The following is a 16,550-nucleotide window of genomic DNA, read 5'->3' on the forward strand; positions in this document are numbered from 1 at the left end:
TGGTCTTCCGTTTCCCGTCACACCACAATATAGAGTGCGTCGCCCGAGGGCAACGCGGTTCACCCCGACGTTGACCCCCTGCCCTCGTCAACGTATCTTTAACCCTCTTTCCGCCCGCCGGTCGCTGCCAAAGGATGCCTCATGACCCGTTTTGCCGCCCCCATCGCCGAACAGATCTGGGACATGAAATACCGGCTGAAGGATGCCGATGGCCTGCCGCTGGATGTGTCGGTCGAAGACAGCTGGCGCCGGGTGGCCCGCGATCTGGCCTCGGTCGAGGCCGATCCGGCGCTCTGGGAGCCGAAATTCTACGCCGCGCTGGAAGATTTCAAATTCCTGCCCGCGGGGCGGATTCTGGCGGGCGCGGGCACCGGCCGGGCGGTGACCTTGTTCAACTGCTTCGTCATGGGCACGATCCCCGATTCGATGGGCGGCATCTTCGACATGCTGAAGGAAGCCGCGCTGACGATGCAGCAGGGCGGCGGCATCGGCTATGATTTCTCGACGATCCGGCCGCGCGGCGCGGCGGTGAAGGGGGTGGCGGCCGATGCCTCGGGGCCGCTCTCGTTCATGGATGTCTGGGATGCGATGTGCCGCACGATCATGTCGGCCGGCTCGCGCAGGGGCGCGATGATGGCGACGATGCGCTGCGATCACCCCGATATCGAGGCCTTCATCACCGCGAAACAGGATTCGGCCCGGCTGCGGATGTTCAACCTCTCGGTGCTGATCACCGATGCCTTCATGGAAGCGGTGAAGGCCGACGGGCCGTGGGAGCTGGTCTTTGACGGCAAGGTCTATCACACGCTGAACGCCCGCGATCTGTGGAACAAGATCATGCGCGCGACCTATGATTTCGCGGAACCCGGGGTGATCTTCATCGACCGGATCAATGCGATGAACAACCTGGCCTATCTGGAGCAGATCGCGGCGACGAACCCCTGCGGCGAGCAGCCGCTGCCGCCCTATGGCGCCTGTCTGCTCGGCTCGGTCAACCTCGCCCGGCTGGTCACGGCGCCCTTCACCGATCAGGCCCGGCTGGATCTGGCGGCGCTGGACGAACTCGTTCGCACCTCGGTGCGGATGATGGACAATGTCGTCGATGCCAGCCGCTTCCCGCTGCCGCAACAGGAGGCCGAGGCCGCAAACAAGCGCCGGATCGGGCTTGGGGTGACGGGGCTTGCCGATGCGCTTTTGATGCTGGGCCTGCGCTATGGCGACGACCGGGCGGCGGCGCAGACCGAAGCCTGGATGAAGGCGATTGCCCGGGCGGCCTATCTGGCCTCGGTCGATCTGGCCCGGGAAAAGGGTGCTTTCCCGCTGTTCGATGCCGAGAAATATCTGAGCAGCGGCAACATGGTGCAGATGGACGACGATGTCCGTCAGGCGATCGCCACGCATGGGATCCGCAATGCGCTTTTGACCTCGATCGCCCCCACCGGGACGATCTCGCTTTATGCGGGCAACGTGTCTTCGGGCATCGAGCCGGTCTTTGCCTATGCCTATACCCGCAAGGTGCTGCAAAAGGACGGGAGCCGGACCGAGGAAGAGGTGGTCGATTACGCGGTGAAGCTGTGGCGGGACATGAAAGGCGACGTTGCCCTGCCCGAGTATTTCGTCAACGCCCAGACGCTGGCGCCGATGGATCACGTCAAGATGCAGGCGGCGGCGCAGAAATGGATCGACTCGAGCATCTCGAAAACGATCAACTGCCCGGTGGACATCAGCTTTGACGATTTCAAGGATGTCTACATGGCGGCCTTTGAAAGCGGCTGCAAGGGCTGCACCACCTACCGCCCGAACGAGGTGACGGGATCGGTTTTGACAGTTTCCGAAACTTCGGAAAAGACCCCCGAGACCGAGACCGGCGCCGAAGTGGTCTATCTGACCGAACCGCTGGACCGGCCGCCGTCGCTGGAGGGGGCGACCTACAAGCTGAAATGGCCGGGGTCGGAACATGCGATCTACATCACGGTGAACGACATCGTGCAGGGCGGGCATCGCCGACCTTTCGAGGTTTTCATAAATTCCAAGAACATGGAGCATTACGCCTGGACGGTGGCGCTGACGCGGATGATCTCGGCGGTGTTCCGGCGTGGTGGCGATGTGAGCTTCGTGGTGGGGGAACTCAAGGCGGTCTTCGATCCGCGCGGCGGCGCCTGGATGGCGGGGCAATACATCCCCTCGATCCTGGCGGCGATCGGCGGCGTGATCGAGCGGCATCTGGTGGCGACGGGCTTCATCGCGGGCGAGGGGATGGGCCTGAAAAGCGACCCCCGCGCCGAGGCGATGGTGGTGGGCGAGGCGCCGAGAGGAGAGGCCTGTCCGTCCTGCGGCAGCTACGCGCTGCGCAAGGTGGAGGGGTGCCTGACCTGCGCCGACTGCGGCCATTCCAAGTGTTCGGGTTGAAGAGCTTTGGGAGCCTCTTGTTGGACCCACTATAAAATGTCCATTTCCGGGATGATGTGACCATTCCGGCACAGCATTAATGACCACCGGCGGCAGCCCCGTCGGTGGTCTCTTTTTATATCAATGGTTTGCGCGTCTGGTGGATTTGCGGACTTTTGTCACGCTGGACTGGGCGCCTAATGGTTGCGGCGCGGGACAAACTTGCCATTCGCCGCAAAACTCGCTGTCCTGCCCGTCTAAATTTGTCCTTTTGGCACCCAATGTTTGGCCTTTCGTCAGGCAGCGTTTGGCCTCTTGCCAGAAACGGGCGTAAATACTGCGATTGGGCGGCTGAAACGGCTCGCTACGAGGTGACGTCGTCTCCACCTCCCCAACTGTCGAGGCATTCAGGGGCACATTATACCAGGGTTTGCGGTTGCGGCACTTGTAGCGCTCGTCCAATTTCTGGAGTTCGCCCGTCACGACATCAGCCTGTGCTTGAAGCGGAAGGCGGGAGGCACGCCTCCCGCCTTTCTGCGGAAATGCCCGTTCAGAGCCCGAAGGTGCGGACGAAATCGGGCATGGCGATGCCGGGGCGCAGGTTCGGATCGGGCACCGGGGCGTCCGTCACCATCCGCACCGGCACATGCCCGGCCCAGAGATCGAGCGCCAGATCGGCCGCATCCTCGTCGGGCAGACCGGCGGCGACCTTGGCCGAAACCTCGTCAAGTTTCATCCGGATCACCTTTGACGCCTTCCATTCCTGTTCGGTCGGTGGGCGGGCATAATCCCACAGCCCCGGCGCCAGACGGGTGACAAAGGCCTCGAGCGCGGTCTTCTTGTCGTCGCCCTCGACCAGTTCGGTTTTGCCAAAGGCCATGACCGAGCGATAGAGGATATTGTGATCAAAGGCCGCCCGGGAAAACGCCACGCCGTCCAGATGCGTGACCGAGAAACAGACCGGCACGCCGCTTTCCTGATTGCGCAGCATCCGGCTGGCGGAAGACCCGTGCCAATAGACGTGATCGCCGATCCGCCAATGGCAGGTCGGCGTCACGATCGGCGCGCCGTCCACCACATAACCGATCTGGCACACCAGCGCCGCGTCGATGATCGCGTCGATGGTCGGGCGGTCATAGGCGGCCAGCCAGTGGAAGCGCTTCACGCGGGTGCGGTCGGTCGGCGCGGGAACGGGGGTCTCGGTCATGGTCTTTCCTTTCAGCAGCAGGAGCCGGCGAAGATCGGCAGGGTAATCGCCATCGGCACCGGATAGGCCGGGTCGGTGGCGGGCAGCGCCGCGAGCGCCGCGATGTAATCGGCGGGCAGGCCGTGCAGCCGCGCCCCTTCGACGATGCGGTCGCGATAGGGGCGGCTGGGCGGTTTTTCCGCGCGCCGTTCGGTCTTGATCAGCGCCACCGCCCCCAAGGATAGGCCATCCTCGGTCGTCACGTCGAGCGGGGTGTGGAAATAACGCCCGGTGCCGTTCAGCTTCACGCCGCGGGCGGCTTCCAGCCTCTCGGCCTCGGACGGCGCAAGGGCGTAAAGCACGCCCGGCACATGGGCGTCGGGATCGGGGATCAGACTTTCCTCGGCCCCGTCCCAGACCCGCGAATGGCCGAAGAAGCCGATCCGCCAGCCCTTGGCGCTGGCCCGCGCCAGCGGTTTCGCCGAGGGGCAGAGCTTGCCGATCTCCTCGGGGTGCAGATCAAGCCCATAGGCAAAGACGAGAACCTGTTTCATTGCGCGTGTTCCTTTTGCCGTGCGACGGTGATGAAAAGCGCGCCCTCGCGGCGGTCTTCGGTGAAGCGCAGGCCCATCGCGCGAAGGGTGCGGGCGAACCAGCGCGGTTGATGGTCCATGCGGATGAGAAGCGGGCGAAACGGTTCCGCGGCAAGGATCGGACCCAGAACCGAACGCGAATTGTGCCGGGCGTCGGCGGCGAGCGTCGCGGCCAGATCGATGAACCGGGTGCCGTCGGGGCGGTCTTCGGGGCGCACCTCGGGCGGCGGGGAAAGCGCCGTCACCCTGCTGCCGCAGCTGCCGCAGCCCGCTTCGGGTTTCGCGTCGCAGCAGGCGGCCTGATTGGCCCGTTCCTCCTCGCCCGCGCAGACCGAGGCCAGCATCGCCTCGACGGGCCCGGTCGAGCGCCAGACGCTGAACCCGTATTGTTCCTGCAAGAGCGAATAGACATAGCCGCGCACCTCGGCCGAGATCAGCACGGTGCAGGGGGCAAGCGCGAAGACCATGCGTTCGACGGCGGCGCGCAGGGCCGCGATGCCGCCCGCGCGCGGCAATTCCAGCGGCCAGTCCTCGACAAGCCGCCAGTCATCGCCGCTGCCCTCGTAAAGGACCAGCCGACCCGGGGCGTTCAGGCTGACGGGCTGGCCGGTGTCGTCCAGAAAAACCGCGATCTGCATGGGAAGCTCCTGACGCGAAAGGGAAAAGGCCGGGCCACGGGGCGGCCCGGCAGGTTGCGCGGCGATGCCGTCACCACACGTTGAGGATCCATTCCTTGTGTTTCTTCGCCTCCATGTCGGCGAAAAGCGTGTTGGCCATGGTTTCGGCCAGGAACATCGCCCCGCCGTAGCCCAGCACCGGATGGCGATACATCCCCGCCCGGTCGTAGGTCGGGAAGCCCACGCGGACCATCGGCACCTTGTAGTCGATCGAGATGAACCGGCCCTTGGAATGGCCGAGGATCAGATCGAGTTCGAGCCCCTGCTGGATGCGGCTTTCCAGATCCCAGAAATCGGCGTTCGTCACGATTTCCAGATCCGGCGCGTTTTCCTGCAGCGCCAGCACGCGGGGGTCTTTCACATAGCCCGAGTTGTCATCGCCCAGCAGCAGCAGTTTCGGCTTCATTTCGAGGTCAAGGCAGAACTCGGTCAGGCCGATGGCCAGATCGGGGTTGGCATAGATCGCCACCCGCTTGTCGGCCAGGAACATGTGGCCGATGTCGGCGATGGCATCGAGCGCCAGACCGCGTTCCCTGACGAGCCTCGCCGGGATCGGCTGGCCGGTCATCTCGGACACCGCTTTCAGGAAGGCATCGGTGTTGCGGATGCCGACCGGGGTCGGGCCGATCACCGAGGGCACCTTGAACTTCTTGCGCAGATATTCGGCGGCCTTCATCCCCTCGTAGCGATTGAGCGCGATGGTGCCTTTCGCATTCGCCGTATCGCGCAGATCCTCGATCGTGGTCGAGCCGTGCGAGTGATGCTCCAGATCGGGCATCAGGGGGCTGTCAAAGCTTTCGACCTCGAAGAGCACATTGGCCTTGACCTCCATCACCTCGAGAAGGTGCTTGAGCTCCTTCACATCGCCCGGATTCACCCAGCCGGTGATCAGGTTGATCTTGTCGCTGGGTTCGTCCTTCGTCGCGAATTTCTTTACGAAATCATGCACCGCCTTGTCATAGCCGGTGATCATCGAGCCGACGAAGCTGGGGCAATGCACGGTCAGCAGATGCACTTCGCGGCCCGGGAACTTGGTCGGCAGAAGCTCGTCTTCAAGTTTCGAGAGCAGCCCGTCGACGTCATCGCCGATGATTTCGGTCGAGCAGGTGGTGATGATCGGCACCACCTTCACATCGGGGTAGCGCGTCAGCAGCACCTCGACCGCGGTTTCGACACGGTCGAGCGCGCCGAAGACCGCGCCATCTTCATGAACCGACGACGAGGCGATCTCGAAGCTTTCCTTCATGTGCTGAGAGATCAGCAGCCGCACGAACATCACGCAGCCCTGGCCGCCGTGAACGATGCCGATGCAATCCTTGATCCCGATCGAGGCGAATTGCGCCCCGGCGGGCTGGCAGGTGAAGATCGGGTTGATCGTGCCTTCCCGCGCCTTCTGGGTGACCTGGCAAGTCATTGGGGTCTTCCTTTCAATAATGCGGGACGGTCAGCTCGGTATTGAGCGAGCCGTGAACGGTGAGATGGTCGATCTTTTCGTGCAACGCCTTGAACAGGCTTTTGATCTCGGGCTTGGTCATCGCCATCAGCCAGGGGAAGCGGGCCTTGTAGGCGCGCGACAGGATCACCGCATCGACCCAGTAGCAGCGGTCCATCGCGGTTTCATGCACCGGCTCCTCGCCGCAGAGAATCTCGCAGGTCTGCGACAGGATGCCCGCATTCTGCTTCAGCCGGTCCCAGCCGCGCGAATTGAACTGCCACAGGCAGTTCTTCATGATGTAATCGACGAGCGGGTCGAGTTTTTCGCTGATATCGGTCATCTGTCCCTCACTCGGCGGCAGGTTGAACGGCGTCGCGGAGCGCTTTTTGCTCGGCGGCATAGGCCTGATTGCGGGCGCGCACTTCGGCAATCGAGTCGTATTTGCCGGTATATTCGTGCAGCACCTCGCTGAACTTCACCGCGTCGGAGACGGTCAGATCGGCGTTCATCCTGGCGGTGCGGAAGCCCGAGGTGATCGCGGCATCCGGGGCGGAAATATCAAGCGCCGCCAGTTGCCGCATCGGCGCATAGATCGCGTTGTAGATGTCGCGGGCGAAACGGACCCAGCCCTCGAAGCCCTTGTAGGGGCCGTTGTGATAGGCATGGGCGTTCAGATAGGGCACGCCGTGTTTTTTCACGAATTCGCCCGGGCGCTTGCCGGTGAAGATGATGTCGGGCTTGAGCATTTCGATGGCTTCGACCGATTCCAGCTCGTTTGGATCATCGATCGCCAGCGCACCTTCGCCGCAGCGCGAGACGCCCTTTTCCATGTCGCCCTGATGGCCGAACTTGGTGTAGACCGAGACGATCTTGACGCCCATTTCCTCTTCAAGCACATGCGCCCAGTGCCACAGCTTGGACCCGCCCGGCCAGAGGCAGACGCGCTTGCCCTTCAGCCGTTCCTTGTACCAGTCCAGCTGCGGTTTCCATTTCGCATATTCCTCGGCGATGATCGCCTCGGCCTTGTCCTCGATGCCGAAGAAGAGCGCGACCTTGCGCAGCGAATTGGCCAAGGGCTCAAAGCCGAAGCCGTCGATGTCGAGACGCGGGATGCCGTAGCGCACGCGCAGCTCGTCGCAGATATATTCGGCCGAACGCGCGCATTCGAGCACGTTCAGATGCGCGCGGTGCATCATCCGCAGGCTGTCATAGCTGCCATTGCCGGTGAAGGTCGACAGCACCTGAATGCCCATGCGGTTGAAATAGTCGATCATCACCTCCTGATCGCCCTGGATGTTGTATTCGCCCACGTAGTTGATCACGTGTTCGCCCAGGTATTCCGGCTCGACCGTGCCGACCTTCTGGTTCAGCCAGGCGATGTTGATCTTGTGGTGGCCGCCCGATTGGCTCGGCCCCGCGAACCCGGGCGAGTTGCAGACGAACACGTCGACATCGCCGCGTTCCGCCATCACTTCCTTGGCGATGGCATCGACGTCATCGCCGATCAGCGCCGTGGTGCAGGTCTGATAGACCGTCATCCGCTTGATGTTCGGGAAGGCGTCAAAGGCCTCGTGCATCGATTTCTTCAACAGCCCCTCGGCGCCGAAGACGACGTGCTTTTCCTTCACATCGGTGGCGAAGGTGTATTTCAGCTGGAAGTTGTCATTGTCCGAGATGTAGCGCTTCGTCTGCCAGGTGTCATAGGTGCAGCCATTGGGCCCGTGGGAAATGTGGATCACGTCCTTCATCGGCGTGCCGATCACGTGCTTGGCGCCGCAATAGGCGCAGCCGCGTTCGGAAATCGTGCCGGGGATCGTGTTCAGGTAGCCTTTCGGCAGGCACGAGGTCAGATCCTCGCCCGCCGCTTTCATCACCGCATGCTCGCGCCGCTCGGGGATGCATTTCGAGACTTCAAACTCATGGTAGGGCATCGGCCTAACTCCATGGAAATTCGGGGAAAGGGCGCCGGGCGCGGCGCCCCGGAGGATCAGTCCATCAAGCCGTATTTGACGACCATGGCTTCCAGCTCATCCATGGCGAGCGGCTTCGGGATCACGAAATCCTCGTTCTCGATGATCTTGCGGCCCAGTTCGCGGTATTCCTGCGCCTGATTGGCCTCGGGCTGGAATTCGGTCACGGTCTGCTTGTTGAACTCGGCCTTCTGCACGATGTTGTCGCGCGGCACGAAGTGGATCATCCTTGTGCCGATCGCCTTGGTGAATTCGGCAAGGAACTCTTTCTCGCCGTCGACATTGCGGCTGTTGCAGATGATGCCGCCCAGACGCACGCCGGATTGCCGGGCGTATTTCGCCAGACCCTTGCAGATGTTGTTGGCGGCATAGATCGCCATCATCTCGCCCGAGGCGACGATGTAGACTTCCTGCGCCTTGCCGTCGCGGATCGGCATGGCGAAGCCGCCGCAGACCACGTCGCCCAGCACGTCGAAGAACAGGAAATCAAGGTCTTCGCTGTAGGCTTCGTTCTCTTCCATCAGGTCGATGGCGGTGATGACGCCGCGCCCGGCGCAGCCCACGCCCGGCTCCGGCCCGCCCGATTCCACGCAGCGGATGTCCTTGAAGCCGGTCTTCACGACCTTGTCCACGGTGACGCGCTCGGCGCCCTCGATGCGCAACGTGTCCATCACCGTCGCCTGCGGCAACCCGCCCAGGATCAGCCGGGTGCTGTCGGCCTTGGGGTCGCAGCCGTGGATGAAGACGTTCTTGTCGTGGAAATAGGCAAGGGCTGCGGCGGTGTTCTGGGTGGTCGTCGATTTGCCGATACCACCTTTGCCGTAAATGGCGATCTTGCGGGTCATGGGGTCGCTCCTTGGGAAGGGATGTCTTGCGACGGCGTTTCGCTACCGTCTGAACCCTATAGAGCAGCCCCCGTGCCAAGGCGGCTTCGGGGCGGAAAGAAGCCATCAAGACATTGATAATAAATATATTTTCTTGACCCCTCTATCCCACCGCCCGACAGGAAATCCTTACCGTTATGTAACCGATTACCGTTCGGTAAACGGACTTCCGAACGGGCTGCAGCAAAGAAAAAGCCCCGCCGAAGCGGGGCCGGGATTCGGTCAGCGCCGCCGATCAGGCTGAGGCGCGATAACGATGCGGGTCGATGCCGAGCCGCCCCATCCGCAGCCCCAGCACCCGGCGCGACACCTGCAGAAGCTCCGCCGCCTGGCCGATATTGCCCTGCGTCGTCTTCAGCGCCTCGACGATCATCTCGGTCTCGACCAGCCGGACCTTTTCCTCCAGCCCCAGCCCCAGCGTCGTCCCGGTCTCGCGCGCCGTCTGCAGCGAGGGCGGCAGGTTCCAGGCATGGATCACCGCGTCATCCGACAGGATCACCGCCCGCTCGATGACGTTTTCCAGCTCGCGGACATTGCCGGGCCAGTGATAGGCCATCAGCATGTTCAACGCGGGCGTCGAGATTCGCTTGACCGATTTCTCCATCGCCTTGCAGGCCTTGGCGACGAAATGATCGGCCAGCAGAATGATGTCCGAGCCTCGCTCGCGCAACGGCGGCACGGTAATCGGCACGACGTTGAGGCGGTAAAACAGATCCTCGCGAAAGTGCCCCTCGGCCACCATCCGCACCAGTTCCCGGTTCGTCGCCGCAATCACCCGCACATCGACCTGAACCGGCGTCGTGCCGCCCACCCGTTCCAGCGTGCGATCCTGCAGCACCCGCAACAGCTTCGCCTGCACCGAGGGGCTGAGTTCGCCCAGCTCGTCCAGAAACAACGTGCCGCCATCGGCCTGTTCGAACAGCCCCTTGCGACTGGCCAGGGCCCCGGTGAAGGCGCCCTTCTCATGGCCGAAGAGCAGGCTTTCCGCGAGCGTCTCGGGGATCGCGGCGCAGTTGAAGCGCACGAAAGGTTTCGCGGCGCGGTCCGAGGAATAATGAATGGCCGAAGCGACCAGTTCCTTGCCGACCCCGCTTTCGCCGAGGATCAGCACCGTCGCCCGCGTCTTCGAGACCTTGCCGATCAGATCATAGACATCGGCCATCATCGCCTTGGAATTGCCGATGATATTGCCGGGCTTGAAGCGTTCGCGCAGGGCATCGCGCAATTCGCGGTTCTCGCGTTCCAGCTCCAGCTTTTCGACATTGGCGATCAGGTAAAGCTCGACCGTCGGCGCGATCATCAGCGCGATGGCGGCCAGAAACTCGGCATCCTGCTTCAAAAGCCGCTGGTTGAGGTAACTGCGCTCGCCGCCGATCGTGCCCAGAACCCGCTTGCCCAGCATGATCGGCACGCAGACGAAGGCGCGTTTGCGCCGGGATTCCCCCGCATGCGCCCCGGTGCGATCCAGAAAATCGGGGCTCTCGTGCAGCCGCGGCGCGATGATCACCCGCCCCGTCTCGGCGACCTTGCCGGTGATGCCCTCGCCCATCGCATAGACGCCGCGGCTTTCCTCTTCCGCGGTCAGCCCGAAGCTTTGATGGATGAAGACCTGGCCGCGGCGGCGGTCCATCAGCGCGACGCTGCCGCGCTCCATCCGCATCTCTGAGCGCATCGTCTTCAGGATCATGCCCAGGCTCTCGCCCGGATCGGGCGATTGCGAAATCACCGCATTGAGCCGGTAAAGCGTCGGCAACAGGTTCACCCGACATTCGCCGGTGAAACACTGGCCGAATTCGTCCTCGGGACTGGCCTGCCCCAGCTCGAGTGCCTCGACCTGATCCTCGCCGCACATGATCGACTCCGTTATGTAGTGATTCCATATAACGACAGGCTGCGCCGCACGAGGACACCGATCCAAGGGCCGCGCCCGCATCTGTGCGGGAAGGCCGACAAGAACCCCGGACCTGCCCGTTATTCGGGCAAGCCTGCCCCGCCCGAAGGCGCTTTGAGAAGGTCGCCTCGCGGGGTTGCCCTTTGCAGAAGTCAATCATATGATTGAGTCATGACCGGACAGACCTCCCCCCAGCCCTATCTGCGCCAGGAGACGCGACGCGAGATGATCGCGGCGGCGGCGCAAGCTCTGATCCTGGAAAAGGGGGCGGCGGCGCTGCGCACCCGCGATGTGGCGGCCCGCGTCGGCATCAACATCTCGACGTTGCATTTCCATGTCGCCACCAAATCCGGGCTGTTGCTTCTGGTGGCTGAAACGACGCGCGCGGCCTTTTGCGCGCTTTTGCCGCCCGCCCCCGACCCCGCCCGGCCCGCGCGGGATCAGCTGCGCGCCGAGGTGCAGGCCTATCACGACAGCCTGCGCGACCGCCCGGAACTGGCCGCCTGTTTCGCGCAGCTGGCGCAGATCGCCCCGTCAGAGCCCGAGATCGGCGCGCTGATCGCGGATTTCACCCGCGGCTGGTGCGCCCGCTACACCGAGATTCTCGGCCTTGGCCGTGCGCAGGGCGTCTTTCGCGCTGATCTTGCGCCGCTTCCGGCGGCGCTGATGATCACCGGGGCGCTGACCGCCTTCGGCCCGCGCGGCCCCGCGGGGCTGGCGCTGTTCTGGCCGGTTTTCACCGAAATCGAACGCGGGCTGCTGGCCCGCCCGGAAGGAGGCGAGAGATGAAGTTTTCCGACATGGCGGAGCGGCAGATCCTGAAGGCGCAGGCCGAGGGGCAGTTCGAAAACCTGCGCGGCGCGGGCAAGCCCTTGAACATGGACGACAATGCGGGCAGCTCTGATGCGGTGGGCTTTCGCATCATGGCCGAGGCGGGGGCGCTGCCGCGGGAAATCGAGCTGCGCAAGGCGGTCGCGGCGCAGACCGAAAAGCTGCGCGCGGCCCCGACCGAAGAGGACCGCCGCCGCGAGGCCAGGGTTCTGGCCGATCTGCAGCTGCGCCTCGACATCGAGGCCGAGGCGCGGCGGCGGTTTTACGGCCGTTGAGGGCGGCTGCGCGATGCCAGTTCGCGGATCAGAAGCCGCGCCTCGGCGGGCGGGGCCTGTTCCAGCCGCAGGTAGGTCGACCCGCCCGGATCGCGGCGGAACAGACCCAGTCCGACCAGATCGCGCCGCAAGATCGCAGGATCGCCAAAAAGATGCAGCGCCTTGAGCCGGTCGCCGATCTCGCGTTCGGACATCGGCGTCGCCGCGGGCAGCCGCGCCCAAAGCGCCCAAAGGCACAGGATCTGCTGCGCCCGTTTCGAAGGCCAACGCGTCAGCCGCCCCTCGGCGTCGAAAGAGCCTGCCACCTTGGCGATGCGGCGCGGATCGACCGGCTCGGGCGGGGCCTCGGGCGACGGCGGCGCGGGGTCGGCAGCGGGCGCGGCGCCCACGCGCAGGTGCTGGAAGTTGCGAAACCCCGCCGCCCGCGCCAGCATGTTCAGCAGGCTCAGATGCGAGGGGGGCTTGTCCGGGCGGACGGCCAGTTCTGCGCCAAGGGCGCGGGAAAACTGCGAAAGATCCGCGATGGCAAGCGGAATGGATTGTCTCGGCATGATCGTTCCTCGGGGGCCGTCGATCCATCGCTGGTCGCTGACTTGCGACAAGGCCCCGGGAAGCCGGGTCTGTCACGGGAAATCGGGCAGGTTTAGCTTCCCTTGCGGGACAGCGACGCCTCGGTGAACTGCTGACCGTGGATTGGGGGCACGTCAGCTCGGCTCCGCGCCGCCGCCCGCCAGATGCGCCAGAAAGGCCCTGGCCGCCACCGACAGATGCTTGCCGCGCGGATGGGCGACGTTCCAGACCCGCAGCAGCGGAAAGCCTTGCACATCAAGCACCACCAGCCGCCCGGTCTCGGCCTCCAGCGTGATCGTGTCCTGCGACAGGATCGCCAGACCCAGCCCCGCCGCCACCGCCGCCTTGATCGCCTCGTTCGAGCCAAGCTCCATCCGCACCTGCGGCCGGATGCCGTTGTCGGCAAAGAACTTTTCCGCCGCAGCCCGGGTGCCCGACCCGGGCTCGCGCAGAATGAAGGGGGCATCGGCCAGCGCGGCAAAGGGCACCGCGGCCGCCCCCGCCAGCGGATGGCCCGGCGGCGCCAGCACGAGGATCGGGTTGCGCGCGATCGGACGGGCGACGACATCAAGCCCCTCGGGCGGCTGACCAAGGATGCACAGATCGTCCTCGTTCGCAGCCAGACGGGCAATCACCGTCTGCCGGTTGGTGACGGTCAGCGCCACCTCGATGCCGGGGTTTTCGGTGCAGAACGCCCCCAGAAGCCGCGGCAGGAAATATTGCGCCGTCGAGACGATCGCCAGCCGCAGCCGCCCCCGCCGCAGCCCCTGCAGATCGGCCAGCTGCATCTCCAGCCGCTCGATCCCCTCCAGCGTCTCGCGCGCGGTGGCCAGCACCGCCTGCCCCGCCTCGGTCAGGAAGAGCCGCTTGCCGATCCGGTCGAGCAGCACCGCGCCGAGCGCCTCTTCGAGCTGCTTGACCTGGGTGAAGACCGCGGGCTGGGTCAGGTGCAACTCCTCGGCGGCACGGGTGTAGCTGACGTGCCGCGCCACCGCGGCAAAGACCTGCAACTGGCGCAACGTGCAACGCATGATAATCTTTTCCCTATTCTGTGACTAAAAACTATTCAGTTTTGTAAAGTCACGCAAGGCCGCATAGTCCCCCCAAGCCCCGCAGAAACGGGCCAGTCAACGAGGGAACCATGGCAGCCAAGACCTATGACGCCGGTGTCAAAGACTACCGCTCAATCTATTGGGAACCGCAATATCAGGTGAAGGACAGCGACATTCTGGCCGTCTTCAAGGTGGTGCCGCAGCCGGGCGTCAGCCGCGAGGAAGCCGCCGCCGCCGTCGCCGCCGAAAGCTCCACCGCGACCTGGACCACGGTCTGGACCGATCTTCTGACCGATCTCGATTACTACAAGGGCCGCGCCTATGCGATCGAGGATGTCCCCGGCAGCGACGAGGCCTTTTACGCCTTCATCGCCTATCCGATGGACCTGTTCGAGGAAGGTTCGGTCGTCAACGTCTTCACCTCGCTGGTCGGAAACGTCTTCGGCTTCAAGGCGGTGCGGGCGCTGCGGCTGGAGGATGTGCGGTTTCCGCTGTGGTTCGTGATGACCTGCCCCGGCGCCCCGCACGGGATGAAGGTCGAGCGCGACCTGCTCGACAAATACGGCCGCCCGCTTCTGGGCTGCACGATCAAGCCGAAGCTCGGCCTTGCCGCCAAGAACTACGGCCGGGCGGTCTATGAATGCCTGCGCGGCGGGCTCGATTTCACCAAGGATGACGAGAACGTCAACAGCCAGCCCTTCCTGCGCTGGCGCGACCGCTTCCTGTTCTGTCAGGAGGCGATCCGCAAGGCCGAGGCCGAAACCGGCGAGCGCAAGGGCCATTACATGAACGTCACCGCCGGAACGATGGAGGAGATCTACGAACGCGCCGAATTCGCCAAGGAAATCGGCACGCCGATCATCATGTCGGATTATCTCACCGTCGGCTGGGCCGCGCATACGAGCCTGTCGCGCTGGTGCCGCAAGAACGGGATGCTGCTCCATGTCCACCGCGCCATGCATGCGGTGATGGACCGCAACCCCAATCACGGCATCAACTTCCGGGTGCTGGCCAAGATCCTGCGGCTGATGGGCGGTGACCATCTGCATTCGGGCACCGTCGTCGGCAAGCTTGAGGGCGACCGCGAGGCGACGATCGGCTGGATCAACCTTCTGCGCGATCGCTTCATCAAGGCCGACCGGTCGCGCGGGATCTTTTTCGATCAGGACTGGGGGCCGCAGCCGGGGGTGTTCCCGGTCGCCTCGGGCGGCATCCATGTCTGGCACATGCCGGCGCTCGTCTCGATCTTCGGCAATGACTCGGTGCTGCAATTCGGCGGCGGCACGCTCGGCCACCCCTGGGGCAATGCCGCGGGCGCCTGTGCGAACCGGGTGGCGCTTGAGGCCTGCGTGCAGGCCCGCAACGAGGGGCGCCATCTCGAAAAGGAAGGCAAGGAGATCCTGACCAAGGCCGCGCAGTCGAGCCCCGAGCTGCGCATGGCGATGGAGACCTGGAAAGAGATCAAGTTCGAATTCGACACCGTCGACAAGCTCGACGTGCAGCACCGCTGAGACCCGGCCCGAAAGGACATCAGATGAGCACCGTTCAGGACTACCCCTCCCGCCTCTCGCGCCCGGAAAGCCGCAAGATGGGCACCTTTTCCTATCTGCCGCCGATGGGCGAGGCCGAAATCCGCCGTCAGGTCGAGTGGATCGTGCAGAATGGCTGGAACCCGGGGATCGAGCATACCGAACCCGACTTCGCCGCGCAGATCTATTGGTACATGTGGAAACTGCCGATGTTCGGCGAAACCGATGTCGATGCGATCCTGGCCGAGCTGAAAGCCTGTCACGAGGCGAACCCCGGCCATCATGTCCGGCTGATCGGCTATGACAATTTCACCCAAAGCCAGGGCGCCAACATGATCGTCTATCGCGGCGCCGCCGTCTGAGCTGACACCCTGCCCGCCGCCCCTCCCCTCCTGGCGGCGGTTCACGGCCCGCCGCGACCTCCTCTGCGGCGGGCCCCTCCCCCAATCCCACGAGGCTGTCATGACCGATCCCACCCAGCCTTTCCGCATTCCGGCCGAGCCCTGGTATCGCCCGGTCGCCGATGAAATCGCGCTTTTCGAGGCCGCCCATGCGGCACGGATGCCGGTCATGCTCAAGGGCCCGACCGGCTGCGGCAAGACCCGCTTTGTCGAGCACATGGCCTGGCGGCTGGGCAAGCCGCTCGTCACCGTCGCCTGCAACGAGGACATGACCGCCTCGGATCTGGTCGGGCGGTTCCTGCTTGATGCCACGGGCACGCGCTGGCAGGACGGGCCGCTGACCTTTGCCGCGCGGCACGGCGCCATCTGCTATCTGGACGAGGTGGTCGAGGCGCGGCAGGACACCACCATCGCCATCCACCCGCTCACCGACAATCGCCGCGTTCTTCCGCTTGAAAAGAAAGGCGAATTGCTGCGCGCCCATGCCGATTTCCAGCTCGTGATCAGCTACAACCCCGGCTATCAGGCGCTGATGAAGGATCTCAAGCAATCGACGAAACAACGCTTCGGGGCGCTGGATTTCACCTGGCCCGAGCATGGCGTCGAGGTCGAGATCGTCGCGCATGAAACCGGCATCGACCCGGCTCTGGCACAAAAGCTGGTGGCGATCGCGGAACGGGCGCGCAACCTCAAGGGCCACGGGCTCGACGAGGGGATCTCGACGCGGATGCTGGTGCATGCGGGCGGGCTGATCGCGCAGGGCGTGGCGCCGCTGGCCGCCTGCCGGATGGCGCTGGTGCGCCCGATCACCGACGATCCCGACATGCGCGACGCGCTCGATGCCGCCGTCACCACCTATTTCTGAGGC

The 16,550-nt window shown here is 64.3% G+C and carries 16 protein-coding genes; 6 read left to right on the plus strand and 10 right to left on the minus strand.

What is annotated here, in order from left to right:
• Positions 1–141: 141 nt before the first annotated feature.
• Positions 142–2,409 carry an adenosylcobalamin-dependent ribonucleoside-diphosphate reductase gene (locus tag LY44_RS16400; protein ID WP_055209673.1) on the plus strand — a complete coding sequence of 756 codons (2,268 nt, stop codon included), beginning with the start codon at positions 142–144 and terminating at the stop codon, positions 2,407–2,409.
• 529 nt (positions 2,410–2,938) lie between these two features.
• Here LY44_RS16400 and LY44_RS16405 read toward each other — a convergent pair.
• The 8 genes from LY44_RS16405 to LY44_RS16440 all read right to left on the minus strand — a co-directional run bounded on the left by LY44_RS16405 (position 2,939) and on the right by LY44_RS16440 (position 10,985).
• Positions 2,939–3,595, minus strand: coding sequence for a pyridoxamine 5'-phosphate oxidase family protein (locus LY44_RS16405; protein ID WP_055209672.1), 657 nt, complete (start codon positions 3,593–3,595; stop codon positions 2,939–2,941).
• Between the two features lie 11 nt (positions 3,596–3,606).
• Positions 3,607–4,128 (minus strand): gamma-glutamylcyclotransferase family protein, encoded by a 522-nt coding sequence (locus tag LY44_RS16410; protein ID WP_055209671.1) that lies wholly within the window; start codon positions 4,126–4,128, stop codon positions 3,607–3,609.
• Positions 4,125–4,805 (minus strand): Fe-only nitrogenase accessory protein AnfO, encoded by a 681-nt coding sequence (gene anfO / locus LY44_RS16415; protein WP_055209670.1) that lies wholly within the window; start codon positions 4,803–4,805, stop codon positions 4,125–4,127. Before anfO ends, LY44_RS16410 begins: the two co-directional genes overlap by 4 nt.
• Positions 4,806–4,875: 70 nt before the next feature.
• Complete coding sequence (anfK, locus tag LY44_RS16420; protein WP_055209669.1) at positions 4,876–6,258, minus strand: Fe-only nitrogenase subunit beta; 1,383 nt, start codon at positions 6,256–6,258, stop codon at positions 4,876–4,878.
• Between the two features lie 13 nt (positions 6,259–6,271).
• Entirely contained in the window at positions 6,272–6,619 is a 348-nt protein-coding gene (gene anfG / locus LY44_RS16425) for a Fe-only nitrogenase subunit delta (protein ID WP_013066331.1), read from the minus strand.
• A gap of 7 nt (positions 6,620–6,626) precedes the next feature.
• Complete coding sequence (anfD, locus tag LY44_RS16430) at positions 6,627–8,210, minus strand: nitrogenase iron-iron protein, alpha chain (protein WP_055209668.1); 1,584 nt, start codon at positions 8,208–8,210, stop codon at positions 6,627–6,629.
• Positions 8,211–8,266: 56 nt separating this feature from the next.
• Positions 8,267–9,094: a nitrogenase iron protein gene (nifH, locus tag LY44_RS16435; RefSeq protein ID WP_055209667.1), complete on the minus strand. Its 828-nt coding sequence runs from the start codon at positions 9,092–9,094 to the stop codon at positions 8,267–8,269.
• Positions 9,095–9,368: 274 nt separating this feature from the next.
• Complete coding sequence (locus LY44_RS16440) at positions 9,369–10,985, minus strand: sigma 54-interacting transcriptional regulator (RefSeq protein ID WP_055209666.1); 1,617 nt, start codon at positions 10,983–10,985, stop codon at positions 9,369–9,371.
• Between the two features lie 210 nt (positions 10,986–11,195).
• Between LY44_RS16440 and LY44_RS16445 the strand changes: the two genes are divergently transcribed.
• Entirely contained in the window at positions 11,196–11,813 is a 618-nt protein-coding gene (locus LY44_RS16445) for a TetR/AcrR family transcriptional regulator (RefSeq protein WP_055209665.1), read from the plus strand.
• Complete coding sequence (locus tag LY44_RS16450; protein WP_055209664.1) at positions 11,810–12,130, plus strand: DnaJ family domain-containing protein; 321 nt, start codon at positions 11,810–11,812, stop codon at positions 12,128–12,130. Before LY44_RS16445 ends, LY44_RS16450 begins: the two co-directional genes overlap by 4 nt.
• On the opposite strand, the gene LY44_RS16455 is transcribed toward LY44_RS16450, so the two are convergent.
• Complete coding sequence (locus LY44_RS16455) at positions 12,118–12,681, minus strand: DUF2087 domain-containing protein (protein WP_055209663.1); 564 nt, start codon at positions 12,679–12,681, stop codon at positions 12,118–12,120. The genes LY44_RS16450 and LY44_RS16455 overlap by 13 nt on opposite strands.
• 153 nt (positions 12,682–12,834) lie before the next feature.
• Positions 12,835–13,731: a LysR family transcriptional regulator gene (locus LY44_RS16460; protein WP_055209662.1), complete on the minus strand. Its 897-nt coding sequence runs from the start codon at positions 13,729–13,731 to the stop codon at positions 12,835–12,837.
• Between the two features lie 110 nt (positions 13,732–13,841).
• Between LY44_RS16460 and LY44_RS16465 the strand changes: the two genes are divergently transcribed.
• From LY44_RS16465 to LY44_RS16475, 3 genes are all read left to right on the plus strand, one after another.
• On the plus strand, positions 13,842–15,263 hold the full coding sequence (locus LY44_RS16465; protein WP_055209661.1) for a form I ribulose bisphosphate carboxylase large subunit: 1,422 nt from the start codon (positions 13,842–13,844) through the stop codon (positions 15,261–15,263).
• A gap of 23 nt (positions 15,264–15,286) precedes the next feature.
• Positions 15,287–15,643, plus strand: a complete 357-nt coding sequence (locus LY44_RS16470) for a ribulose bisphosphate carboxylase small subunit (RefSeq protein ID WP_055209660.1) — start codon at positions 15,287–15,289, stop codon at positions 15,641–15,643.
• Positions 15,644–15,743: 100 nt separating this feature from the next.
• Positions 15,744–16,547, plus strand: coding sequence for a CbbQ/NirQ/NorQ/GpvN family protein (locus LY44_RS16475; protein WP_055209659.1), 804 nt, complete (start codon positions 15,744–15,746; stop codon positions 16,545–16,547).
• Positions 16,548–16,550 lie beyond the last annotated feature (3 nt).

Origin of the sequence: Rhodobacter capsulatus (assembly GCF_003254295.1) — a bacterium.
In the GTDB taxonomy this organism is placed as follows: domain Bacteria; phylum Pseudomonadota; class Alphaproteobacteria; order Rhodobacterales; family Rhodobacteraceae; genus Rhodobacter; species Rhodobacter capsulatus.

Coding starts and splice junctions, on each gene's coding strand:
- LY44_RS16440 (WP_055209666.1), bottom strand. CDS start 10,985: ATGTGCGGCGAGGATCAGGTCGAGGCACTCGAGCTGGGGCAGGCCAGT.
- LY44_RS16475 (WP_055209659.1), top strand. CDS start 15,744: ATGACCGATCCCACCCAGCCTTTCCGCATTCCGGCCGAGCCCTGGTAT.
- LY44_RS16400 (WP_055209673.1), top strand. CDS start 142: ATGACCCGTTTTGCCGCCCCCATCGCCGAACAGATCTGGGACATGAAA.
- LY44_RS16405 (WP_055209672.1), bottom strand. CDS start 3,595: ATGACCGAGACCCCCGTTCCCGCGCCGACCGACCGCACCCGCGTGAAG.
- anfD (WP_055209668.1), bottom strand. CDS start 8,210: ATGCCCTACCATGAGTTTGAAGTCTCGAAATGCATCCCCGAGCGGCGC.
- LY44_RS16465 (WP_055209661.1), top strand. CDS start 13,842: ATGGCAGCCAAGACCTATGACGCCGGTGTCAAAGACTACCGCTCAATC.
- anfG (WP_013066331.1), bottom strand. CDS start 6,619: ATGACCGATATCAGCGAAAAACTCGACCCGCTCGTCGATTACATCATG.
- LY44_RS16455 (WP_055209663.1), bottom strand. CDS start 12,681: ATGCCGAGACAATCCATTCCGCTTGCCATCGCGGATCTTTCGCAGTTT.
- LY44_RS16470 (WP_055209660.1), top strand. CDS start 15,287: ATGAGCACCGTTCAGGACTACCCCTCCCGCCTCTCGCGCCCGGAAAGC.
- nifH (WP_055209667.1), bottom strand. CDS start 9,094: ATGACCCGCAAGATCGCCATTTACGGCAAAGGTGGTATCGGCAAATCG.
- LY44_RS16460 (WP_055209662.1), bottom strand. CDS start 13,731: ATGCGTTGCACGTTGCGCCAGTTGCAGGTCTTTGCCGCGGTGGCGCGG.
- LY44_RS16450 (WP_055209664.1), top strand. CDS start 11,810: ATGAAGTTTTCCGACATGGCGGAGCGGCAGATCCTGAAGGCGCAGGCC.
- LY44_RS16410 (WP_055209671.1), bottom strand. CDS start 4,128: ATGAAACAGGTTCTCGTCTTTGCCTATGGGCTTGATCTGCACCCCGAG.
- anfO (WP_055209670.1), bottom strand. CDS start 4,805: ATGCAGATCGCGGTTTTTCTGGACGACACCGGCCAGCCCGTCAGCCTG.
- anfK (WP_055209669.1), bottom strand. CDS start 6,258: ATGACTTGCCAGGTCACCCAGAAGGCGCGGGAAGGCACGATCAACCCG.
- LY44_RS16445 (WP_055209665.1), top strand. CDS start 11,196: ATGACCGGACAGACCTCCCCCCAGCCCTATCTGCGCCAGGAGACGCGA.